Source organism: Streptomyces flavofungini (assembly GCF_030388665.1).
Lineage (GTDB): Bacteria > Actinomycetota > Actinomycetes > Streptomycetales > Streptomycetaceae > Streptomyces > Streptomyces flavofungini_A.
The window spans coordinates 716,118-739,126 of sequence record NZ_CP128846.1; the positions used below are offsets into that span (position 1 = coordinate 716,118).

Sequence of the window (23,009 nt, forward strand, 5' to 3'; positions counted from 1 at the left end):
CTAGTCGACCGACTTGACGAGTTCGTCGATGGCGTAGGGCAGGGAGAGCAGCGTGCCCTGGGACATGGCGGCGCCGACCGCCGGGCCCTCGCTGTCGAGCAGGTAGGACACGTTGCCCTTCTTGACGGCGTCCAGGTTGGCGAAGAGCTTGAACTTCTTCAGCGCGGCCGTGTCGGCCTTGTCGTTGATGACGAAGATGTGGTCGACGTCGACGAGGTCGGTGCGCTCCGGGGAGAGCTGGGTGGAGAAGTTGCCGTCGGCGACCTTGTCGATCTCGGTCTGGTACTTGTAGCCGATGCCCGTCACCAGGCGTCCGCGCACGTCGGTGGAGGTGAACGGGGCGAGGGACTTCTTGTACCAGGACAGCGCGACGGCGGTCTGGTTCGCCAGCTTCGGGTGGTCCTTCTTGGCCTTGTCGAGCTTGGCCTGGATGCCCGCGACCAGCTTCTTGCCCTTGGCCTCCTGGCCGAGGGCCTTGCCGATGTGCACCGCGTTGTCCTGCCACGGAGCGCTGAAGAGCTCCTTCTCGCCCTTGGTGCGACCCACCGTCGGGGCGATCTTGGAGAGCTTGCCGTAGGCGGCCTTGTCGATCTCGGAGTACACCGCGATGATCAGGTCCGGGCGGAGCGCGGCGATCTTCTCGTAGTTGGGTCCGGAGTCACCGTTCTTCATGATGACCTCGGGCTCGGTGTCGCCCCACTCGTTCTTCACCCAGGGCCACTGGGTGTTGATGTCGGGGGACTTGCCCGCCGGGTTCGGGTACTGGTCGGTCATGCCGACCGGCTTGACGCCGAACGCGAGGACGGCCTGGTCGTCGGTGTATCCGACGGTGACGACCCGCTCGGGGGCCTTCTTCACCTCGGTGGATCCGAACGCGTGCTCCACGGTGACGGGGAACTTGCCGGCGGCGGCAGGGGCGTTCTTGCCGCTGCCCTTGTTCCCGTCGTCCGACTTGTCCTCCGAGCCGCATCCCGCGAGAAGGCCGACACCGAGCGTCGCGGCGGACACCACGGCCGCCAGTCGCCGCCAGGACCGCCTCTTGGGCGTCGTTCCATGGAGATGCATCCGAGATCCCTTGCTTTCACACTGACCGGTGCGCCCCTGCCTTAGGGCAGCCAAACTTTATCCTGCCAAAGTGAGGTTAGCCTAGCCTAACCTTCAACTTGCCGCGTCAAGAGTTCCGTCCAGCGATACGTGCGTACGACCGATGGGCACGATCAACGGCCGGTCCCCCACCGGGTCGTCGATCACCTTGGCGCGCAGCCCGAACGCCTCGGCGAGCAGGTCCGAGGTGATCACATCACGCGGATGCCCCTGCGCCAGGATCGACCCGTCGCGCATCACGATGAGGTTGTCGCTGTAGCGCGTCGCCAGATTCAGGTCGTGCAGAACCATGACCACGGCGCAGCCCGACTCGTGCAGGTCGTCCACCAGGTCGAGGACGTCGACGGCGTGCGCCAGGTCCAGGTACGTGGTCGGCTCGTCGAGGAGCAGCAGGTCGGTGCCCTGGGCCAGGGTCATCGAGATCCAGACGCGCTGGCGCTGGCCGCCGGAGAGGGAGTCGACGGGCCGGTCGGCCAGGTCGGAGACGCCGGTCATGGCGAGGGCGCGCTCCACCACGGCGGCGTCGTCCGACGACCACTGGCGCAGCCAGCTCTGGTGCGGGTGGCGCCCCCTGGCGACCAGGTCGGACACCGTCAGGCCCTCCGGCGCGACCGGCGCCTGCGGCAGCAGCCCGAGCTTCTTCGCCACGTCCTTGGTCCTGAGCTTGGCGATGTCGTCGCCGTCGAGCACGACCGACCCCTTGGTCGGCTTCAGCAGGCGCGAGAGCGTCCTCAAGAGGGTGGACTTTCCGCAGCCGTTGGGGCCGATGATGGTGGTGATCACTCCTGGCGGTATCGCCACGTCGAGATCGTCGATGACGGTCCGCGCGCCGTATCCGACACTGACGCCTTTCGCGGTGAGCCGCGAGGCGTCGACGACCCCGGACTCGATCTCGGTGATGTGCTGAGTGACCACAAGCCCCCCTCATTTATTTAGGTTTGCCTCACCTTTGTACCAGTTATTTCAGGTTGGCCCGCACCAGGAGATAGACGAGGAAAGGGCCTCCGATCACGGCGGTGACGACACCGACCGGGACGGTGATCGGCAGGGCGGTGCGCGCGATGAGGTCCGAGCCGATGAGGAGCAGCGCCCCCACCATCCCCGAGGCCACCAACGGCGGTGTGGGGCAGCGCGCCAGACGCATCGCCACCTGCGGTGCCACGAGCGCGACGAACGGCACCGGACCCGCGGCACTCACGGCCACGGCGGCGAGCAGCACCGCGCAGAGCAGCAGGATCGCCCGCACCACCCCGAAGCGCACGCCGAGGCCCGCGGCGACGTCGTCGCCGAAGTGCAGGGGCTTGAACTGGAAGGCTACGCACGTCACGACGGCCAGGAGGCCGAGCGTGCCCCAGAGCGCGATCCACACCTCGTCCCACGACCGGTTGTCCAGCGATCCGACCAGCCACGCCTGGGCGCGGGCCACGTCCTTGATGTCGGCCTTGACGAGCAGCCAGGTGGTGATCGCCTCCATCATGGCGCTCGCCGAGATGCCGATGAGGATGAGCCGGAAGCCGTCGATCCCCCGGCGCCACGCCAGGAAGTACACGAGCAGTCCGGTGCCGAGGCCGCCCGCGAGCGCCGCCGCGGACAGGCCCACGGAGCTGACGACCGTCGCCGCGGCGCCGCCCGACACCGTGATCAGGAACACCGCGACCGCGCTGGCGCCCTGGGTGATCCCCAGGATGTCGGGGCTGGCCAGCGCGTTGCGGGCGATGGACTGGGTGAGCGCGCCCGACACCCCGAGCGCGATGCCGACGACGAGCCCGGCGAGGGCGCGCGGCATCCGCAGATCCATGATCACGAACTCGTCGACCTGCTCGCCCCCGCCGAAGAGGGTGGCGATCACCTGGGACAGGCCGATCGGGAAGTCCCCGATGCTGATGGACAGGCAGAACAGCAGGAAGGTCGCCGCCGCGAGGAAGAGCGTGACGAACGCGAGCCACGGCCGCCACACGAACGACACGCTGCCGAGCCGCACGCCCGGCGCCACCGTTGCCTTCACTTCCGTCCCGCTCCCCCGCATGCGTTCGATGCGCCCTGTCCCGTTCATCCGCTTGTGAACTCTCCGCCTCGCCCTGTCCGGTTCATGCGCTCTTGAACTTTCCGCGCCACACCAGGACGGCGAAGAAGGGGGCGCCGAGCAGCGAGACGACGACTCCCGCCTCCAGCTCGCCGGGCCGCACCACCAGGCGCCCCACGATGTCGCAGAACAGCAGGACGACGGCGCCGAGCAGCCCCGCGTACGGCACCAGCCAGCGGTAGTCGGGCCCGGTCAGGTACCGGGCCACGTGGGCCACCATCAGGCCGAGGAACGCGATGGGGCCGCAGGCGGTCGTCGCCGCGCCCGCGAGCAGGGTGATGGCGGCGATGCCGACGGTGCGGCTCAGGGCGATGTTCACGCCGAGGCCGCGCGCCACGTCGTCGCCGAGGTTCAGCAGGTTCAGGGCGGGCAGCGTGCTCAGCGCGAGGACCAGGCCGACGCCGACGAACGCGGTGATCGGCCAGATGACGTCGAAGTCGACTCCGGCCACGGAGCCCGCGTTCCAGAACCGCAGGGCGTTCAGGGACTCACGGTCGGACAGGGCCACGGCCGTGGTCATGGCCGCGAGGAACACCGTGATCCCCTGCCCGGCGAGGGCGAGCGTCAACGGGTTGCCCGCTCCCCGGCCGATGCTGGCGAGCCCGAACACGACGACTCCGGCGACCGCCGCGCCCAGGAAGCCGAACCACGCGTACTGGAAGGGGCTGGAGAGCCCGAACACGGCGATCACGGACACCACGGCGAACGAGGCGCCGGCGTTCACGCCCAACAGGCCGGTGTCGGCGATGGGGTTGCGCGTGTATCCCTGGATGAGCGCCCCACCGACACCGAGGGCGATGCCCGCCACGATCGCGAGGGTCGTCCGGGGCACCCGCACGGTCTCCATGATGAGCCGGATCTCGTTGAGCCGCCGGTCGGACTCCGGTCCCGCGAACAGTCCGTGCCACACCTCGGCGGGCGTCAACGCACGCGCACCGACGGCCAGGGACACGGCGGCCATGACCACGAGGAGCAGCACCAGGACGCCCAGACCGACGGCCCGTCGTCGACGGGCGTCCACCACCCCGGCCACGGGGCGCTCAACTGCAGTCGTGCTCATGGCGAAGTACGTTATCCCTCTGATCATCCAGGGACGCAGGCACCCTGCGGGCACGCCGACGAACGGTGCGTCATGGAGTTTAGGTGAGCCTAAGCTGAACGCGCGCAGGTGTCGACAGGACAAATCGGATCACTCGGTACGGACTTGCCGCCAACGGGGGTGACGTGAGCGCACATTGAAAACTAAGGTAAGCCTTGCTTTACTGGCGCAGGTCATTCCCTGTGTCCTGAGGAGGAACCCCATGCGGGTCGTCATGTTCGGCTATCAGACCTGGGGGCACCGTACGCTCCAGGCCCTTCTCGATTCCGAGCACGATGTGGTCCTCGTCGTGACGCATCCCAAGAGCGAGCACGCCTACGAGAAGATCTGGAGCGACTCGGTCGCCGACCTCGCCGAGGAGCACGGCATCCCCGTCCTGCTGCGCAACCGCCCCGACGACGAGGAGCTGTTCGCGCGTCTGGAGGAGGCCGCGCCGGACATCATCGTCGCCAACAACTGGCGCACCTGGATCCCGCCGCGCATCTTCGGCCTGCCCCGCCACGGCACGCTGAACATCCACGACTCGCTGCTGCCGAAGTACGCCGGGTTCTCCCCGCTCATCTGGGCGCTCATCAACGGCGAGACCGAGGTCGGCGTCACCGCGCACATGATGAACGACGAGCTCGACGCCGGTGACATCGTCCGCCAGGAAGCGGTCCCGGTCGGCCCGACGGACACCGCGACCGACCTCTTCCACAAGACGGTCGACCTGATCGCCCCGGTCACCGTCGGCGCCCTCGAACTGATCGCCTCCGGCCGGACCGAGTTCACCCCGCAGGACCGCTCCCAGGCGAGCTTCTTCCACAAGCGTTCCCTGGAGGACAGCCGGATCGACTGGACCTGGCCCGCGGCGGACCTCGAGCGCCTGGTCCGCGCCCAGTCCGAGCCGTACCCGAGCGCGTACACCTTCCACAAGGGCAAGCGCCTTGAGATCCTCGCGGCGGTCGTCTCCGAGGGCAAGTACGGCGGCACACCGGGCCGGATCTTCTACCGCGAGGGCGAGGGCGTGGCGATCGTCGCCGGAGCCGACGCCCGCACCGGCCGCAACCACGGCCTGGCCATCACGCGCGTACGCACCGAGGACGGGCGGGAGTTGGCGGCGACGGACTACTTCACGTCGATGGGCGGGTATCTGACCACGCGTCCGTGAGGTGTGGGTCGTCGTGGCCGGTGGGTGCGGCAGTCGCACGACGCCCACCGGCCACGACGGCCCGCCGCCAGGTCAGCTCCCTCGGCCGCCTTGGCCCCTTCGGCTCACCCAGCGCCCCATCAGGGTCAGCAGGTGCTCCACGTCGACCGGCTTGGTCACGTAGTCCGACGCGCCCGCCGCGATGGCCTTCTCCCGGTCGCCCTTCATCGCCTTGGCGGTGAGCGCGATGATGGGCAGCCGGGCGTGCCGCGGCATCTTGCGGATCGCCGACATGGTCGCGTAGCCGTCCATGACCGGGATCATGATCTCCATGAGGACGAGCGCGACATCGGGGTGCGCGCTGAGGACGTCGACGCAGTCCTTGCCGTCCTCGGCGTAGAACACCGACAGGCCGTGCCGTTCCAGGCTCACCGTCAGCGCGAAGACGTTCCGGATGTCGTCGTCGACGATCAGCACCTTCTCGCCGTGGAACTCGGGCACCGTGACAGCGGGCGGCTCGGGCTCAAGGAGCTCCAGCGAGGGCGGTTCGGGAACCGTGAGCGGCAGCGGGCGCTGAGCGTAGCCGTGCAGCGGCAGTTCGCCGGGGCGCAGCGGCAGGTACAGCGTGAAGGTGGAGCCGCGCCCCGGTTCGCTCACCGCGTGGATCTCGCCGCCGAGCAGCTGTGCGATCTCCCGGCTGATCGACAGGCCGAGGCCCGTGCCGCCGTACTTGCGGCTCATCGTGCCGTCGGCCTGCTTGAAGGCCTCGAAGATCACCTGCATGTTCTCGCGAGCGATGCCGATGCCGGTGTCGGTCACGGAGAAGGCGATCAGGTCGGCGTCCCGCAGCGACCCGGCTTCGAGCAGCTGCTCCCGGATGGCGCCGGGCACGTCGTTGCCGGCGAGCCGGATGACGAGCTCCACCGCTCCGGAGTCGGTGAACTTCACCGCGTTGGAGAGCAGGTTGCGCAGCACCTGAAGGAGACGCCGTTCGTCCGTGTACAGCGTCGGAGGCAGCTCCGGCGAGATCCGTACGGAGAAGTCGAGTTCTTGCTCCGCCATCAGGGGCCTGAAGACAGCCTCTACGTAGTCCGCGATCTGGACGAGGGCGATGCGTGCCGGGCTGACGTCCATCTTGCCCGCCTCGACCTTCGACAGGTCGAGGATGTCGTTGATCAGCTGGAGCAGGTCCGAGCCCGCCCCGTGAATGGTCTCGGCGAACTGCACCTGCTGCGGCGTGAGATTGCCGTCCGCGTTGCCCGCGAGCAGCTTGGCGAGCATCAGCAAGGAGTTGAGCGGCGTGCGCAGTTCGTAGGACATGTTGCCCAGGAACTCGGACTTGTAGCGCATCGACAGCGCGAGCTGTGCGGCGCGCTCCTCCAGGACCTGCCGGGCCTCCTCGATCTCGGTGTTCTTGACCTCGATGTCGCGGTTCTGCCGGGCGAGCAGCTCGGCCTTGCGCTCCAGCTCGATGTTCGATGCCTGGAGCGCCCGCCGCGAGGTCTCCAACTCGGCTGAGCGCTGCTGGAGTTGCACGGTCAGCTCCTGTGAGGCGCTGAGCATCCGCTCCGTCCGCTGCTGCGCGTTGATCTCCTCGCGGCTGCGCTCGATGAGGTCGACGACCGCTTCGGGGATGTCCGCGGCGCGCTCGCCCAGCCAGCGGTCCGCCTCCGACAGGCGGGCCGCGGACAGCAGGTCGGCCTCGGTGGCGCGCTCCTCGACCACGGCGAGCCACTGCTGGAAGTCGGCGTCCTCCTCCACCCAGGTGGCAAGCCTCGCCCACTCCCGGATCAGGGCCTCGTGCGCGATCTCCGCGGTGTCGGGTCCGCCGGTGCCGAGGACCACGAGGCGCTGCTCGGGGTCGGCGAGGAGCTGTGCGATGTACCAGTCCTTGGCGAGGTGCGTGCGGTGGGCGGTGACGCGGACGGCGCTGGTGGCTCCGCCGCGGGCGCGGACCATGGACAGCAGGACGCGGCGGATGCGGGCTTCGCCGAGCTGCTGGGCGAGGACGCGGTAGACCTTTTCCGCGTGCTGGTTGAGGGCTCCGGAGACCCCGCCGAGGCCCTGGTAGCTGTCGAAGCTGAGCCGCCGGTCGTGCTGGAGGGACCACAGTTCGGTCAGGGTGAACTCCAGGAGCGGCAGGCTGCCCGCGGCCCTGCTCGCCTCGGCGGCGATGGCCTCGGCGAGGCCGGGGGTGAAGGTGACGCCCGCGACCTCAGCCGGTTCGACGATCACGCGGATGAGGGCCGCCTCGTCCAGCGGGGACACGTTCAGCTGCCGGTCCTGGAGGCGGGGTCCGATGTCGGGGAGTTCGAGCAGGTCGGGCAGGAAGTCCGCGCGCAGGGTCGCCACGAGCCGGACGTCGGGGTCCTGGGCGACGTCGGGCGGGGGCAGTAACCGCTGGAGGAATTCCAGCTGTTCGGCACGGTCGGCGCTGCCGCTCAGGACCTCCTCGAACTGGTCGGCGATCAGCGCGAGGCGGCGGCCGGTGAGGACGCGTAACCGCGAGGCGACCGCCCAGAACCCTTCCTCCCGCAGGGCGCGGGCCCGGTGTTCCAGCTCTTCGAGGCTGTGGGTCCGCCGCGGGTGCTCCAGCTCCAAGAGGGCGCGGGCCACCGCGTCGAAGGGGGACATCCCCGGGCGGAACGAGGCGATCGACCAGCCCGCCGCGGCCAGTTCGGGCTGGAGCCCCGCCGCCACCAGGGACGACTTGCCCACGCCCGACGGTCCCGTGACCAGCACCAGGGGCTGGGCCTTCACCATGAGCCGGAGCCGTTCGACCTCGCGCTCCCTGCCGACGAACACGCCGGCCAGCGCGTCCTCGGCGCTGAACGCCCGCAGACCCCGGTAGGGGCACGGGGGCAGCACACTGCGGCCGAGGGCGTCGGGCCAGGCGGCGGAGACCTCCGCGAGAGGCACGGCGTAGGCGTCGGGGGCGGCGCCGTCCCGGCTGGCCACGGCGAGCATGCCGACGACGGCGTCGCCCCACCGGTCGGTGACGATGACGGGTGAGCCGCTGTATCCCGGCTGGGCCCGCAGCGCGGACTCGCTGGCCGTGTCGAGCTGGATGAGCCCGCCGCCGACCGCGCCCCGAAGGACGCAGGTACTCCAGGCGCCGTTGGCCTTGCGGGGCGGGTTGCCCGGGTAGCCGAAGGCCTTCACCCGGGCGTCGCCGAGCAAACCGGTGCGGGCGTCGATGAGCCGGGCCGCGCCCGCGCTCACGGGCAGGGTGTCCCCGCCGACCAGGGCGAGCCCGGCGACGTCCCGGCCCGGGCGGCCGGCTCCGGGCGGGGGGTCCCAGGAGCTGATCCGGCAGTGCCGCAGGGGCCCGCCCTCCGCGTCGCCGAGCAGCACGAACTCGACCTGGACCCGGGCGTCGCCCGGGGGCCGCTCCGCGCACGCCTTGTCCCGGCCCAGCGCCACATTGGCCACATGGGCGCACGTCACGATCTCCTTGTCACCGACGACGAATCCGACGCCGATGGGCGCCCCCGTCGCCGCGGCACGGATCTTGACGACGAATCCCTCGCGCTGCGCTCCCATGAAGTCAGGGGCGGTTCCAGGTCAGCCGGACGGTGAAATTCACTTCGGCGGTGCCCTTGGCGATGATCACGCCGGTCTCGCCGCCCATCTTCAGTCCGAACTCCAGCTCCGCCTCGTCCGGACCGAGCTCGCGCAGGGTGTCGGCGACGCGCGCGAGCGTCGGTTTGACCTGGTCGAGCGCCTCTTCGAGCGACACCCTGGCCCGTGCGACCACCCCGCCCCCCGCGGCCAGTTCGAGGTCCGTGGCATCCGCGTCGACGTCGACCTCGAACACGGCGGCCCCCTCACCACCGTCATCGAGCCTCATGGTCAACTGCTGTGGCACAGCACATCCTCCCGCCCAGGGCGCACACCCGGCTGACGACCACCGGCGTCTCCCATCCTGGGTGACCGGGCCCGGCCCCCGCAGGCGTATGCGGGGGATCCGGCAAACATCCTCCCCGCGCCCGGCCGACGCGGGTGCCCGGCGTCGGGTGCGCCCGGACGCCGGGCACGCCGGGGCTTCGGCGGCCGTCCGCGGGCCGGTCCTCGGCAGAGCCTTCGCAATCTTGGCAATCGGCCGACCGAAGATTCGCAGCAATTGGCAGCCGTCCAGCATTGATGGCACTCAGTGCCAGTGCCAGAGTCTCAGTGCGGCCCGCCGGACCTCGGCGGTGGTCAACTCTCCCGTACGACAGGACCACGGGCCGCACCACGAAGACACGCGATGCCACCTCGATCCGCGAGGGCGCGGGGCATTCGCAGAGAAGACAGACGACTCGACGTTCTCTCCCTCTCCCCCTCAGGAGGACCCGATGTCCACCAGCGCCCTGACGCACCGCGTCCACGTCCTCGCCCCGCCCGGGCACCGTCACGACGAGATCCTCACACCCGCCGCCCTCGACTTCGTCGGTCACCTCGCCGCGGCCTTCGGCGGCCGCCGCGGGGAACTCCTCAAGGAGCGCCGCCGCCAGGCGCTGCGGCTCGCGTCGGGCTCCCCGCTCGACTTCCCCGTGGCCACCTCCCCGGTGCGGGCCGACCCGACCTGGCGCGTGGCCCCGCCCGCGCCCGGTCTGACCGACCGCCGCGTGGAGATCACGGGTCCGCCCGACCGGAGCACGGCGGTCGCCGCGCTCACTTCCGGGGCCCGGGTCTGGATGGCCGACTTCGAGGACGCCACGTCGCCCACCTGGCAGAACATCGTCGACGGCCAGCTCACGCTCCTCGACGCCGTCGAGCACCGCCTCGACCTCGCCACCGCCGGGCGCGCGGAGCACCGCGGACTCGCCACCCTCATGGTCCGTCCACGCGGCTGGCATCTGGTCGAGGAGCACCTGGAGTTCGAAGGAGAGCCGGTGCCCGCCGCCCTGGTGGACTTCGGGCTCTATTTCTTCCACTGCGCGCGGCGCCAGATCGAGGCCGGGCACGGCCCGTACTTCTATCTGCCGAAGCTGGAGAACCGTTACGAGGCGCGGCTGTGGAACGACATCTTCGTCGTCGCCCAGGACCTGCTCGGCATCCCCCGCGGCACCGTGCGGGCCACCGTCCTCATCGAGACGGTCACCGCGGCCGTGGAGATGGAGGAGATCCTGCACGAGCTGCGCGAGCACAGCGCCGGACTCAACGCCGGGCGCTGGGACTACCTGTTCAGCCTGATCAAGACCTTCGGGCACCGCACGGACTTCCTGTTGCCCGACCGCGCGCAGGTCACGATGACGGCGCCCTTCATGCGCGCGTACACCGACCTGCTCGTGCGCACCTGTCACCGGCGCGGCGCCCACGCCATCGGTGCCATGTCCGCGCAGGTGCCGAGCGCGGATCCGGCGGCCGCCGAGGCCGCGTTCGCCACGGTCCGCCTGGACAAGGAGCGGGAGGCCGAGGACGGCTTCGACGGCTCGTGGGTCGCCCACCCCCGTCTGGTGGCGGTGTGCCGGGAGGCGTTCGACGGCGTGCTCGGCGACCGGCCGCACCAGCTCGACCGGACGCGGGACGACGTGGAGGTGACGGCGGCCGCGCTGCTGTCCACGCGTCGCGTCGGCGGCCCGCCCGCGCCCGACGGGGCGCGCACGAACATCGCGGTGGCCGTTCGGTACTTCGCGGCCTGGCTGCGGGGGCAGGGAGCGGTCACCCTGGACGGGCTGATCGAGGACGCGGCGACCGCCGAGATCGCACGGGTGCAGATCTGGCAGTGGCTGCGGCATCGGGTGCTCGACCGCGAGACGGTGCTGCGGCTCCTCGACGACGAGCTCGACGCGCTCGGCGCCGCCTACCCGTGGGCGGACCTGGACGCGGTGCGCGCGCTCTTCGAACGGACCACGCTGTCGGTGGAGTTGCCGCAGTTCTTCACGCCCGAGGCCTACACGCGCCACCTCGTGCGGCACGCCGGGGCGCGGTCATGACCGGGCGCGTGCAGCGCGTCGGCGTGGTCGGCGGCGGGCAGATGGGGGCGGGGATCGCCGAGGTGTGCGCGCGGGCCGGGCTCGACACGGTGGTGTGCGAGGTCGACGCGGTGGCGGCCAGGGCGGCGCGGGACCGGGTGACGGCGTCGTTCGACCGCGCGGTGCGGCGCGGCAAGCTGGCGGGGGCCGACGCGGCGGACGCGCTCGCCCGGATGGTCTTCACCGGCAGCCTGGAGGACCTGGCCGACCGGCAGATGGTCGTCGAGGCCGTGGTGGAGAACCCGGACGCGAAGACCGAGGTGTTCGCCGTCCTCGACAAGGTCGTCGAGGACCCCGGGGCGGTCCTCGCCAGCAACACCTCCTCCCTGCCCGTGATGCGCCTCGGCATGGCGACCGGCCGCGCGGACCGCGTCCTTGGCCTGCACTTCTTCAACCCCGTCCCGGTGCTTCCCCTGGTGGAGGTCGTGACATCCCTGCACACGTCGGCGGAGACGGTGCGGACGGCCGAGGACTTCGCGACCCGCGCCCTCGGCAAGACGGTGATCCGCTCCCAGGACCGGGCGGGCTTCGTCGTCAACGCCCTGCTGATCCCGTACCTGTTGTCCGCGATCCGGATGGCGGAGTCCGGCTTCGCCTCCCCGGCGGACGTCGACGCAGGGATGGAGCTGGGGTGCGCGCACCCCATGGGCCCGCTCAAGCTCGCGGACCTGATCGGCCTGGACACCGTCGTCTCGATCGCGGAATCCCTGTACGACGAGTTCAAGGAGCCCTTGTACGCCCCTCCCCCGCTGCTCCAGCGCATGGTGGAAGCCGGACTGCTCGGCCGCAAGACGGGCCGCGGCTTCCACACCTACGACCAGGGCTGAGGGGCCCGGGAGCGGGTGGCCCGGTGCTGAGGGGCCCGGGCCACCCGTCAGCTACGACACCCCTCGACGCGCCGGCGCGGGTCCGTCCCGCAGGCGCGCGAGGTGGCCCTTGAGCGTGAACCCCGGCGCGGCCGCCTCTCCGGGCTTCAGCCGGCCGCCGCCGTCCAGGAGCCGGCGTGCCGCCATATGGTCACCGGGGCGGTTGACGGACTCGACCGCGCGCAGGCCCTCGCCGCGGAACAGGAGCACCGAGAACGCGTCCGGGTCGTCGCCGAGCACCATCTCGGTGTCGTGCCCGTCGTCGTGCCCCGCGATCTGCACGGTGGTGGCGAACTGGTCGCTCCAGAACCACGGCAGTTCCTGGTAGTGGGCGCGGGACGCCCCGGTCAGCCGCTTCGCGACCAGCCGGGCGTGGCCGACGGCGTTCTGCACGGATTCCAGCCGCAGCCGCTTGCCCGAGCGCACCTGCGGGAACGCCGCGCAGTCCCCGATGGCCGAGATGTGCGGATCACCGGTCAGCAGGCGGGCGTCGACGGTGACGCCGTCACCGACCGGGAGGCCGGCCGCGGCGGCGAGTTCCGTGCGCGGGGTCACTCCGACGCCGATCACGACCAGGTCGGCGGGCAGGCGACGGCCGTCGGCAAGCTCGACGGCCGTCACTTTCCCGTGCCAGTCCCCGCGCAGCGCCACGACCTGCTGACCGAACAGGAGTCGAGTGCCCTCCCCGCGATGCAGCCGTGTGAAGTGCTCCGCGGTCCGCGCCGAGACGGCACGGGCGAGCGGCCGGTCGAGCGCTTCGACGACGGTCACCGCGCGGCCCGACTCCCGTGCGGCGGCGGCGCATTCGAGCCCGAGGAACCCGGCTCCCACCACCACCGCGTACTGGGCCGCGGCCAGGGAGGCCCGCAGCGCGGCGGCGTCCCGCGCGGTCCGCAGGGTGTGGACGCCGCGCAGCGCGGCGCCCGGGACGTCGAGGGGGCGCGGGCGGGCCCCGGTGGCCAGGACGAGATGGCCGTAGTCGTACGCCGTGCCGTCGCGCAGGCGGACCGTGCGCGCGGCCGGGTCGACGGCCGTCACGGTGCCGCCGACCAGGTCGATCGACTGGCGTGCGTAGTACGTCGGGGGCCGCAGCCACAGCTGTTCGTCGCCCGGGGCCGCTCCGTCGCCCTTGAGGCAGGCCTTGGACAGGGGCGGGCGCTCGTAGGGGAGGGCGTCCTCGGCGCTGATGAGGGTGACGCGGCCCCGGTAGCCGTGCTCGCGCAGGGAAGCGGCTGTCTCGTAGCCGCCCTGTCCGGCGCCGACGATGACGACGGACGGGGGCTGTGCGTCGCCCGTCATCACTTCTGCCGTTCGGGGACGTGGACGATCAGGCCGTCCAGGGCGGCGGTCACCGTGAGCCGGCAGCTCAGCCGGCTGGTGGGTCGGCGTGGGCAGGCGGTGAAGTCGAGCAGGTCGTCCTCGTCGGGCCGGGCCGGCTCCAGGCGGTCGACGGTGGTGTCGTCCACGTACACGTGGCAGGTGGCGCACTGCGCGTTGCCCGCGCACTGGGCGACGATGCCGTCGATGTCGTTGAAGACGGCGCCGCGCATGACGCTCGTACCGGCGGGGACGTCGATGCGGCGGCGGGTGCCGTCGACGCCGACGTAGGTGATTTCGGGCATGGCGGTACTCCTCGGAGACGTACGGCGGCGCGCGAGGGCGCGCGGCGCCGCGGACGCCGGTCATGTGGGTGTGGGACGCGCACGCCTGAGGGCTCTACGCGGAGCGGAGAAGACGCTCCAGGACGTACGCGAAGCAGCGAGAGGTGGGTGTGGATGGCGCTGCCGGTGGTCGATGGGGGACGCGTCACCCCTGCCGGTTCACCGTCGTCCGCCGGCCGTGGGGACACGCGACGTCCTGGGCCAGGGCTGCGGCAGCGGGCTGGACAGTATCAGAGGAGTGCGCGGCGGGCCAGGGCGTTTCGTTCGGATCATCGGATCGTTGGTTCAGGTGTGCCGTTGACTGACGCGCAGTGGGCGCGTATCGAGCCGTTGCTTCCTGAGCGAACCCCGCGTCGTGGCGGTCGTTGGCGGGATCACCGTGTGGTGATCGATGCGATCGCCTGGAAGTTCCAGACGGGGTCGCAGTGGGTGCATCTGCCGGAGCGGTATGGCAACTGGCGGGGCGTCTACAACCGGCTGCGGATGTGGGCCCGCGACGGCACCTGGGAGCGTGTTCTCACGGCTCTGCTCGCGCGGGCCGATGCCGATGAGGACCTGGACTGGGCAGTTGCGGTGGACTCCACGATCGTGCGCGCCCATCAGTACGCGGCCGGAGCCCGCAAAAAGGGGCTCCAGCCGACGAACCACCTGATCATGCCTTCGGCCGGTCCCGCGGCGGACTTACTACGAAGATCCACCTCGCCCCGGACGGGCGCTGCCGCCCTTTGGTATTCGTGCTCACTGCAGGGCAGGCCGGGGACGCACCGGCCTTCCCGGAGGCGATGGCCCGCCTGCGAGTTCCCCGCCTGCGCGGGCGTCCCCGGACCCGGCCGGATGTGGTCCTGACTGACAAGGCGTACTCCTCGCGCGCCATCCGCGAACACCTGCGGCGCAGAGGCATCCGAGCCGTGATCCCATTTCCGGCCGATCAGCAGGCTCACCGATGGCGGACAGGAAGCCGGGGCGGCAGGCCGCCCCGCTTCAACCGGGAGACCCACAAACGGCGCAATACCGTCGAGCGGTGCATCAATCGCCTCAAGCAGTGGCGCGGCATCGCCACCCGGTACGAGAAGAACGCCACGATCTATCTGGCCGGCCTTCATATCGCTGGCATCTTCCTGTGGTCAGCAACATGATCAAACATGGTCGGCATTGACGAACTGGAAGGGAGGACGCCGTGCCCGCCCGCTACCAGGACCTTCCCGGGTTCGAGCATGTCTACCTGGAGGACAGCTGGGTCTTGAACATCGAGGCCCGCCCCGGCGTGCTGACGATGCTGCTTGAAGTTCATCTGCTACCCGATCACCCCGAGCACCAAGCCCCACCACCAGGGAAGTGGGCGTGCTACCGCAAGGCCACCCTTGTCTTCCAGGAGGTTGGGGACCTGCACTGGACCGGCCAAGGCGCCCTCCCGACGACGGATCCAGACGGCACCCGGGACTTCGGGAACGTTGACGCCCTGATCGGTACGGCCCTCGGCTACCAGCTCGAAGGCGGCTGGGGCGAGATCACCATCGCATCATCCGCACCGACACTGGTGATCCACCCAGACGCTTCTGATCCAAACGAAGCGCCCTAGGCCGGACCGGCCGTGCGCCCGCGGCGCGGGTCGGGCAGACGGTGCGTCATGAACGGTCTGGCGGCGATGAACTCACGGAATTTCAGGGCGGCTTCGGACAGGTAGGCGTCGCGGTTCCACACCAGGGTGAGCACCCGATGGCAGTCGGCCGCGTCCATGTGCACCCAGGCGACCGGGACGTGCGAGTCCGTGCCCGCCTGCCGGGAGATCGCCGGGATGAGGCCGATGCCGAGGCCCGCGCTGATCATGTCCTGGCTCGCGCCCGGTTCGTCGCCCTCGCAGGACAGCGTCGGCGCGAGCCCCTCGGAGGCGAAGAGCCGGTCGAGGAGGGCGCGTTGCCAGTGGCCGACGCGGGTGGTGACGAAGGGCTCGTCGGCGATCTCGGGGATCGTCACGCTCTCCCGCCCGTCGAGCCAGTGCCCGCGCGGCACGGCGAGCAGCACCTCCTCGCGGGCGAGCTCGACCGACTCCAGGTTCGCGCCGGCCAGCGGCTGCGAGGCCACGCAGAAGTCGACCTCTCCGGCGCGCAGTCGGCGCTCCATCTCCTGGGCCGTCGACTGGAAGAGCCGGACGTCGGCACGGGGGTGCGCGGCCCGGAAGCTGCCGAGGACGTGGGTGATCGTCAGCAGGGTCTCGGAGGCGACGCTGACCCGGCCGAGCCCCGTGTCCCGGGCGTCGCGCAGGGCCCTGCGGCCGTCGTCCAGCTCACTGAGGGCGCGGTCGACGTGGCGCAGGAACATCGCGCCGTACTGGTTGAGCCGGATGCGGCGCCCCTGCCGGTCGAAGAGCGGGCAGCCGAGCTCGGCCTCCAGGCGCGCGATGGTGCGGCTCAGCGAGGGCTGGGCGACGCGCAGCTCCTCGGCGGCGCGGCTGATGTGCTCGTACCGCGCGACGGTCTGGAAGTAGCGCAACTGCAGAAGATCCACGATCCACCTTCACTTATGCCTCTGCGGTCATCTTCACATGGCGAAACCGGTCTTGGAACACATAAGCGGTTCTCCCTACGGTCACTCGTGGGGTCACCGCACGGGTGACGGGCAACGGCGCCCGGCACCCGCACACGCGAAGCGGGCGACCCCGTCCACGTCAGCCGTCCACCCGGCCACCCGTCCCCCAGGAAGGTCGCACCATGAGCGCTGCGGAGCTGGCCCGACTCCAGTTCGCGGCCACGACCGGCATCCACTGGCTGTTCGTGATCCTCACCATGGGGCTCGTCCCCCTCGTGGCGATCATGCACACCCGGGCCGCGTTCACCCGTGATCCCGCCCAGAGAGCCGTCCGGGAGCGCATGACGCGCTTCTGGGGTCAGCTCTACGTCATCAACTACGCGGTCGGCATCGTCACCGGCCTCGTCATGGAGTTCCAGTTCGGCCTGAGCTGGAGCGGCCTCAGCAAGTTCGCGGGCAACGTCTTCGGTGCCCCGCTGGCCCTCGAGACCCTCATCGCCTTCTTCGCCGAGTCCACCTTCCTCGGCATGTGGATCTTCGGCTGGGGCCGGCTGCGCCGGGGCACGCACGTCACGCTGATCTGGCTGGTCGCCCTCACCGCGTACGCCTCCGGGTACTGGATCCTGATCGCCAACGGCTTCATGCAGCATCCCGTCGGCTACGAAGTGCGCGACGGCGCCGCCTACTTGACCGACTTCGGGGCGCTGCTCACCAACGCGAGCGCCCTGGTCGCGCTCGGCCACATCGCGCTCGCCGCGCTGACGACGGGCGGCGTCTTCGTCGCCGGGATCAGCGCCTGGCACTTCCTCAGGGGCACCGGGGAGACCGAGCTGTTCCGCGGCTCCCTGCGGCTCGGCCTCTGGACGGCCGCGGTCTCCTCCTTCTTCGTCGTCATCGTCGGCGAGCTGCAGCGGCCCGTGATCGAGCGGACGCAGCCCATGAAGGAAGCCGTCCTCCGCAACAGCGGTGTCGCGGAGGTACAGGCGCGACTCGTCAGGGAGCACGGGCCCGGTGACTACGTGCCCTGGCAGGACACGATGCGGATCTCGATGGACGTGATGACCGTCATCGGCAACACCGTGTCCACCATCACCTTGATCGCCGTCATCCTGCTCCGGAAGGACCGCCTGCTGCGCTGGCGGCCCTGCCTGTGGGTGCTCGTCGCGTCGGTCCCCTTCCCCTTCATCGCCTCCGCGGGCGGCTGGGTCGTACGCGAGGTCGGCCGCCAACCCTGGCTGGTGTACGGCGAATTGACGGTCGAGGAGGCGCTGTCCCACGTCAGCACGGTCGCACTGGCCGTGTCCTGCACCGTGTTCGTCGCCGTCTTCCTCGCGCTGGCCGTGACGAACTGGACCCTCATCACCCGCTTCGCCCGCCGCGGCCCGGACGCCACGCAGCTCGGCGCCACGGAGCCGCTCCCCGCGGAAGCCGAACCCATGGATGCCGCCGTGGTCTGACCCCTCCTCCGTCCAGCACCTCCCCGCGCCCTGAAACCTTGCGTTCTGAAGAAAGTTGCACGAGATGAGTCTGGAGACCGCCTGGCTGGCCCTCCTCGGCCTGCTCCTCGCCGGGTACTTCGTACTCGGCGGATACGACTACGGCGTACAGATGCTGCATCCCCTTCTCGGCGGGAGAAGGGCCGACGGACCAGAGGCCGGCGAGCCCGAGGCCGGCGCGAGAGACGGCCGCGAAGCCGAACGGAATGCCGCCCTGGACGCGATCGCGCCCTTCTTCCTCGGCAACGAGGTCTGGCTGGTCGCCTTCACCGGCGTCCTGTTCGGTGCCTTCCCGCACCTGGAGGGCACCCTCCTGTCCGGCCTCTACCCGCTGATCGTGGCGATCCTCGTCGGCCTGGTCCTCGGCAACGCCGCCGTCCAGCTGCGCGGCCGCTCGCGCGGTGCCCGCGCCCGCCGCCGGTGGGACGTCCTGATCGTGGTCGGCGGCGCGCTTCCCGCCGTGTGCTGGGGGCTCGTCGTGGGCCTGCTGCTGCACGGGGTGCCCCGGCGGGCCGACGGGGGTTTCCACATCGGCGTCGGCGACGTGATCTCTCCGTTCGTGCTGTCCTGCGGGGTGACCACGGCGCTGCTCTTCGCGGCGCACGGTGCGGTGTTCGTCGCCCTGCGCTCCGGTCCCGACGTGGCCGCCAGGGCACGGCTCTTGGGGCTCGCCCTGTTGCGCCGGGGCGGCCTGACGGGTGCCCTGCCCCTGCTGCTCACGCTGTTCGGTGCCGGTGCCTCGATGACGAACGAGGCGACCTCGGCGGTCATCGCCGTCCTCTTCGCGGCGGCGCTCGCCACAGCCTGGCGGTCCCTCTCCAGGGGGCGGCACGTCCGGGCGTTCGCGGCCACGTGCTGCGCGACCGCGCTGCCCGTGCTGCTCGTGGGGGCCGGCCACTATCCGTACGTCCTGATCAGCTCCGCGGGCGCGGGACTGACCGTCGATCAGGCCGTCACCGACGGCGCCACGCTGAAGATCCTCAGCGTGTTCGGTGTCCTGATCGTCCCGGTGATCCTCGCCTACCAGTCCTGGAGCTGGTGGGCCTTCCGCGGCCGGACCGGCCGTCGCCACCCCAGCTACTTCTGAGCCCCGGAACACAAGGAGAGGGACCCGGCATGGACGACGAGAGGGACCCGGCATGAAAGACGGGAGGGGCCCGGCATGAAAGACGGGAGGGGCCCGGCATGAAACCCGTCGAACGCCGCCTGATGCGGGAACTCCCGCTGCTGCGCCGCCACATGACGTACGCGACGACGACGGCCCTCCTCGGAGCCGGGCTCGCCGTCGCCCAGGCGGTCCTCCTCGCGACGGTCCTCGCGGACGGTTTCGCCGGGCGCGCGTTCCGCACCGGGCCGCCGGCCGCGCTGGCCGCCGTCATGGTGCTGCGCGCGCTCCTGGCCTGGGCTCGCGGGGCGCTCGCCCAGCGAGTGGCCGCGGACGTCAAGCGCGCGCTGCGGGACCGGATCACCGGCCGCCTGCGGCACGCCGACCCCCTGCGGCTCTCAGCCGGCCGCCACGGCGAGACCGCCACGCTGCTCACCCGCGGCCTGGACGCCCTGGACCCGTACATCGTCGGCTACCTGCCCACGATGGCCGCCTGCGCGGTGGTACCCCTCACCGTCGTCGGCTGGCTGGCCGGGGCCGACTGGACGTCGGCGCTGATCGTCGTCGTGACCCTGCCGCTGATCCCCGTGTTCGGCGCGCTGGTCGGCCTGCACACCGCACGGCGCACCGCACGGCAGTGGCGGTTGCTCGCGCGGCTCGGCGGTCACTTCCTGGACGTGCTGGCCGGGCTGCCGACGCTGCGCGCGTTCGGCCGGGAGCGGCATCAGGCGCGGGTGGTGGGCGAGATGGCGGACGCCCACCGGCGGGCCACCATGCGCACGCTGCGGGTGGCGTTCCTGTCGTCGTTCGTCCTGGAGACGGTCGCGACCCTCTCCGTGGCGCTGGTCGCCGTCCCGGTCGGACTGCGGCTGCTGCACGGCGAGTTGGACCTGCGTACGGCGTTGATCGTCCTGTTCCTCGCACCCGAGGCGTATCTGCCGCTGCGTGCGCTCGGCGCGGCCTTCCACGACAGCGCCGAGGGGATCGCGGTGGCGGGGCGGGTCTTCGCGGTCCTCGACGACGAGGCCGACGCGCCCGCGGGCCCGGCAGTGCGCACCGCCGACGCCCGCACGGCCCACCTGCGCCTCGACGACGTCACCGTCCATCACCCCGACCGTGCCGCGCCCGCCCTGCGGCACGTCTGCCTCTCCGTCCGTCCCGGCGAACACGTGGCCCTGGTCGGACCGAGCGGCGCGGGCAAGTCCACGGTGCTCGCGCTGCTCCTCGGCTTCGTGGCGCCGACGGCGGGGCGGGTCGAGGTCGGCAGCAGCGGCCTCGGGGACCTCGACGTCGACGCGTGGCGCGCGCAGGTGGCGTGGGTGCCGCAGCGCCCGCACCTGTTCGCCGCGTCCGTCGCGGACAACATCCGCCTCGGGCGCCCCGACGCGAGCGACGCGGAGGTGCGTGCCGCGGCCCGCGCCGCCGCGGCCGACGTGTTCATCGAGGAACTGCCGGAGGCGTACGGCACCGTACTCGGCGAGCGCGGCGCCGGGCTCTCCGCCGGCCAGCGCCAACGCGTCGCCCTGGCCCGCGCGTTCCTCAAGGACGCCCCCGTCCTGCTCCTCGACGAACCCACCGCCCACCTCGACCCGGAGAGCGATGCCGCCGTCACACGCGCCACGGCCGACCTGATGCGCGGCCGCACCGCGATCGTGGTGGCCCACCGCACGGGTCTGCTGCCGCACGCGGACCGGATCATCACGGTACGAGGGGGCACCCTCACCGCGACCCGAGGGACGCCCGGATTCATGGACGCGCCAGCGTCCTGCGGCACCCCCACACCCGTACTGCTCCCCTGATTCCCCTGACCCTCCTGACTCCCCTGACTCCCCTGACTCCTCTGCACAGGAAGGCCGTTGGCCTCATGACGACCCCCACGGAGGCCACAGCCCCCGCGACACCGGGCCCCGAAACCGACCCCGACCCCGGCCTCACCGCCACCTCCGCACCCGCACCCACACCCACACCACTGAACCCATCCACACCACTGAGACCACCCACCCCCGCTCCCAGTCCCCACCCCACCCTCCGCCTCCTGCGCCACCTCCTCCCCCACTGGCGCAGGCTGCTGCCCGCCGCGCTCGCCGCAGCCGGGAGCGACCTCGCCGGTGCCGCGCTGATGTGCACGGCCGCCTGGCTCATCACCCGGGCCGCCGAGCAGCCGCCGCTCGCCTCGGTCGCCCTCGCGATCGTCGCCGTACGGGCCCTTGCCCTGGGGCGCGGGGCGCTGCGCTACGCCGACCGGCTGCTCGGTCACGACGGGGTGCTGCGGGCCGTCGCGGGCTTCCGGACCCGGGTGTACGAGGCGCTGGTGCCGCTCGCCCCCGCGGGCACCCCCGTGTTCCGGGGCGGCGACCTGCTGACCCGCCTCGTCGACGACGTCGGCGCCGCCCAGGACCTGTTGCTGCGGGTGCTGTTCCCGGTGGCGGCCGCGTGCGCGGTCGCGGCGACCGCCACGGGTTTCGCCACGGTGCTGCTGCCGCAGGCGGGTGCCCTGCTGGGGCTGCTCCTCGTCGTGGCGGGAGTCCTCGTACCCGTGCTGGTGCTCACGGTCTCGCGCCGCACGGGCCACGCGGAGAAGCAGGCGAGGGCCGACCTCGCCGCGCTGACCGTCGACTTGACGCGAGGCGCGGCGGACCTGGCCGCGTACGGTGCGCGGGGCCGGGCGGAGGAGCGGGCCCGCAGCGCCTCCGCACGCATCGCCGCACTCGAACGCCACCAGGCCCGCACGACGTCGCTCGCCTCGGCCGTGGTCCTGCTGCTCCAGGGCGGGGCGACGGTGGGCGTGACCTGGCTCGCGGTGGGCGCGCACGCGGACGGCGCGCTGCCCGCAACGCACGTCACCGTCCTCGCGGTCCTGGCGCTGGTGTCCTTCGAGGCCCTGGTGCCCCTGCCCACGGCAGCCCGCCACCTCGCCGCGGTGCGGGCCTCCGCCCGCCGCCTGGCCGACCTCCTCGACGAGCCACCGCCCGTCGTCGACCCGCCCTCCCCGGAACCGCTCATCGCCGCCACGTCGCCGAACGGGGCACAGCTCACGGCCCCCGAGCCGCTCAGCGTGACGCGGCCAACCGCCCCTGAGCCGCCCAGCATGACACCCCTCGCCACCCTTGATCCGCTGAGTGATCCGCTGAGCGACCCGCTGAGCCCGGCGCCGCTCGCCGCCGAACCACTGGGGGTGGAGATCACCGACCTCCGGGTGCGCCACCGCCCCGGCGGCCCCCTGGCCCTGGACGGGGTGGCCCTGCGCCTGCGGCCCGGCCGCCGCGTCGTGCTCATCGGTGCCAGCGGTTCGGGGAAGTCGACGCTGATCGCGGCGCTCATGCGGTTCGTCCCGTACGAAGCCGGATCGATCCGCGTCGGCGGCCGCGAACTGCGGGACTGCGCGGGTGCCGACGTCCGCGCCGTGATCACCGGCATGACCCAGGACGCCCACGTCTTCCACACCACGGTCCGCGCCAACCTGGCCCTGGCCCGCCCCGACGCCACGGACGCCGACCTCATCGACGCGGCGCGCAGGGCCCGTCTCCTGGACTGGATCGACTCGCTGCCCGACCGCTGGGACACCCTCGTCGGCGGCGACGGCGCGACGATGTCGGGCGGCCAGCGCACCCGCCTCCTCCTGGCCCGCGCCCTCCTCGCCGACCCACCCGTCCTGGTCCTGGACGAACCCACGGAGGGCCTGGACCCGGCCACGGCGGCCGCAGTGCTCACCGACATCCTCGACGCCACCCGGGGCCGCACCACACTCCTGGTCACCCACGAACGCTCGGGCCTCACGGCGGCGGACGAGATCGTGACCCTCGACCGCGGCCGGGTCGTGCCCGCCTGACACCCGGCCGTCAGCAGCGAGCGGCGACCGCGCCCCGCCTCGCCACCCTGCTCCCTCAGAGTCGCGCGGATCTTCGCTGAGGCAGCTTCGCCCCCCTTGCGCGCGGTCGCCGGACCGACTGTGAACCGACCCGATCGAACCGGCAGACGGC

Annotated in this window: 17 protein-coding genes and 2 pseudogenes; 9 read left to right on the forward strand and 10 right to left on the reverse strand. The window is 71.6% G+C overall.

What is annotated here, in order from left to right:
* From QUY26_RS03085 to QUY26_RS03100, 4 genes are all read right to left on the reverse strand, one after another.
* Positions 1-1,065 carry an iron-siderophore ABC transporter substrate-binding protein gene (locus QUY26_RS03085; protein WP_289943549.1) on the reverse strand — a complete coding sequence of 355 codons (1,065 nt, stop codon included), beginning with the start codon at positions 1,063-1,065 and terminating at the stop codon, positions 1-3.
* Between the two features lie 93 nt (positions 1,066-1,158).
* Positions 1,159-2,019 (reverse strand): ABC transporter ATP-binding protein, encoded by an 861-nt coding sequence (locus QUY26_RS03090; RefSeq protein WP_289943550.1) that lies wholly within the window; start codon positions 2,017-2,019, stop codon positions 1,159-1,161.
* A gap of 43 nt (positions 2,020-2,062) precedes the next feature.
* The gene (locus QUY26_RS03095; RefSeq protein ID WP_289943551.1) at positions 2,063-3,157 is read right to left on the reverse strand and encodes a FecCD family ABC transporter permease; all 1,095 of its coding nucleotides are present in this window, start codon (positions 3,155-3,157) and stop codon (positions 2,063-2,065) included.
* A 34-nt stretch (positions 3,158-3,191) separates the two neighbouring features.
* Positions 3,192-4,247 carry a FecCD family ABC transporter permease gene (locus QUY26_RS03100; RefSeq protein ID WP_289943552.1) on the reverse strand — a complete coding sequence of 352 codons (1,056 nt, stop codon included), beginning with the start codon at positions 4,245-4,247 and terminating at the stop codon, positions 3,192-3,194.
* Between the two features lie 241 nt (positions 4,248-4,488).
* Between QUY26_RS03100 and QUY26_RS03105 the strand changes: the two genes are divergently transcribed.
* The gene (locus tag QUY26_RS03105) at positions 4,489-5,436 is read left to right on the forward strand and encodes a methionyl-tRNA formyltransferase (RefSeq protein ID WP_289943553.1); all 948 of its coding nucleotides are present in this window, start codon (positions 4,489-4,491) and stop codon (positions 5,434-5,436) included.
* 72 nt (positions 5,437-5,508) lie between these two features.
* On the opposite strand, the pseudogene QUY26_RS03110 reads toward QUY26_RS03105, so the two are convergent.
* From QUY26_RS03110 to QUY26_RS03120, 3 genes and pseudogenes are all read right to left on the reverse strand, one after another.
* A pseudogene (locus tag QUY26_RS03110) lies at positions 5,509-7,053 on the reverse strand (ATP-binding protein); the annotation flags it as partial.
* Positions 7,054-7,179: 126 nt separating this feature from the next.
* Positions 7,180-8,958 (reverse strand): annotated as a pseudogene (locus tag QUY26_RS40895) (nSTAND1 domain-containing NTPase); the annotation flags it as partial.
* 4 nt (positions 8,959-8,962) lie between these two features.
* The gene (locus tag QUY26_RS03120; RefSeq protein WP_289943554.1) at positions 8,963-9,232 is read right to left on the reverse strand and encodes a CU044_2847 family protein; all 270 of its coding nucleotides are present in this window, start codon (positions 9,230-9,232) and stop codon (positions 8,963-8,965) included.
* Between the two features lie 520 nt (positions 9,233-9,752).
* On the opposite strand from QUY26_RS03120, the gene aceB reads away from it, so the two are divergent.
* Both aceB and QUY26_RS03130 read left to right on the forward strand, forming a co-directional pair.
* Positions 9,753-11,336 carry a malate synthase A gene (gene aceB, locus QUY26_RS03125; RefSeq protein WP_289943555.1) on the forward strand — a complete coding sequence of 528 codons (1,584 nt, stop codon included), beginning with the start codon at positions 9,753-9,755 and terminating at the stop codon, positions 11,334-11,336.
* On the forward strand, positions 11,333-12,202 hold the full coding sequence (locus QUY26_RS03130) for a 3-hydroxybutyryl-CoA dehydrogenase (protein WP_289943556.1): 870 nt from the start codon (positions 11,333-11,335) through the stop codon (positions 12,200-12,202). Before aceB ends, QUY26_RS03130 begins: the two co-directional genes overlap by 4 nt.
* 51 nt (positions 12,203-12,253) lie before the next feature.
* Here QUY26_RS03130 and QUY26_RS03135 read toward each other — a convergent pair whose 3' ends face one another.
* Both QUY26_RS03135 and QUY26_RS03140 read right to left on the reverse strand, forming a co-directional pair.
* Positions 12,254-13,540 (reverse strand): NAD(P)/FAD-dependent oxidoreductase, encoded by a 1,287-nt coding sequence (locus tag QUY26_RS03135; protein ID WP_289943557.1) that lies wholly within the window; start codon positions 13,538-13,540, stop codon positions 12,254-12,256.
* Positions 13,540-13,863 carry a 2Fe-2S iron-sulfur cluster-binding protein gene (locus tag QUY26_RS03140; protein ID WP_289943558.1) on the reverse strand — a complete coding sequence of 108 codons (324 nt, stop codon included), beginning with the start codon at positions 13,861-13,863 and terminating at the stop codon, positions 13,540-13,542. Before QUY26_RS03140 ends, QUY26_RS03135 begins: the two co-directional genes overlap by 1 nt.
* Before the next feature lie 315 nt (positions 13,864-14,178).
* On the opposite strand from QUY26_RS03140, the gene QUY26_RS03145 reads away from it, so the two are divergent.
* Together QUY26_RS03145 and QUY26_RS03150 are read left to right on the forward strand one after the other, a co-directional pair.
* Positions 14,179-15,038 (forward strand): IS5 family transposase gene (locus QUY26_RS03145; protein WP_436840477.1). Its coding sequence is split into 2 segments (ribosomal slippage): positions 14,179-14,536 and positions 14,536-15,038, totalling 861 coding nucleotides; the frame shifts between segments, so codons are not numbered across the junction.
* A gap of 41 nt (positions 15,039-15,079) precedes the next feature.
* Entirely contained in the window at positions 15,080-15,481 is a 402-nt protein-coding gene (locus tag QUY26_RS03150) for a hypothetical protein (protein WP_289943559.1), read from the forward strand.
* On the opposite strand, the gene QUY26_RS03155 is transcribed toward QUY26_RS03150, so the two are convergent.
* Positions 15,478-16,407: a LysR family transcriptional regulator gene (locus QUY26_RS03155; RefSeq protein ID WP_289943560.1), complete on the reverse strand. Its 930-nt coding sequence runs from the start codon at positions 16,405-16,407 to the stop codon at positions 15,478-15,480. The genes QUY26_RS03150 and QUY26_RS03155 overlap by 4 nt on opposite strands.
* Before the next feature lie 203 nt (positions 16,408-16,610).
* On the opposite strand from QUY26_RS03155, the gene QUY26_RS03160 reads away from it, so the two are divergent.
* From QUY26_RS03160 to QUY26_RS03175, 4 genes are all read left to right on the forward strand, one after another.
* Complete coding sequence (locus QUY26_RS03160; protein WP_289943561.1) at positions 16,611-17,885, forward strand: cytochrome ubiquinol oxidase subunit I; 1,275 nt, start codon at positions 16,611-16,613, stop codon at positions 17,883-17,885.
* Positions 17,886-17,949: 64 nt separating this feature from the next.
* Positions 17,950-19,011, forward strand: coding sequence for a cytochrome d ubiquinol oxidase subunit II (locus QUY26_RS03165; protein ID WP_289943562.1), 1,062 nt, complete (start codon positions 17,950-17,952; stop codon positions 19,009-19,011).
* A 98-nt stretch (positions 19,012-19,109) separates the two neighbouring features.
* Positions 19,110-20,828 carry a thiol reductant ABC exporter subunit CydD gene (gene cydD, locus QUY26_RS03170; protein ID WP_289943563.1) on the forward strand — a complete coding sequence of 573 codons (1,719 nt, stop codon included), beginning with the start codon at positions 19,110-19,112 and terminating at the stop codon, positions 20,826-20,828.
* A gap of 65 nt (positions 20,829-20,893) precedes the next feature.
* Positions 20,894-22,858, forward strand: coding sequence for an amino acid ABC transporter ATP-binding/permease protein (locus QUY26_RS03175; RefSeq protein ID WP_289943564.1), 1,965 nt, complete (start codon positions 20,894-20,896; stop codon positions 22,856-22,858).
* Positions 22,859-23,009: the final 151 nt, after the last annotated feature.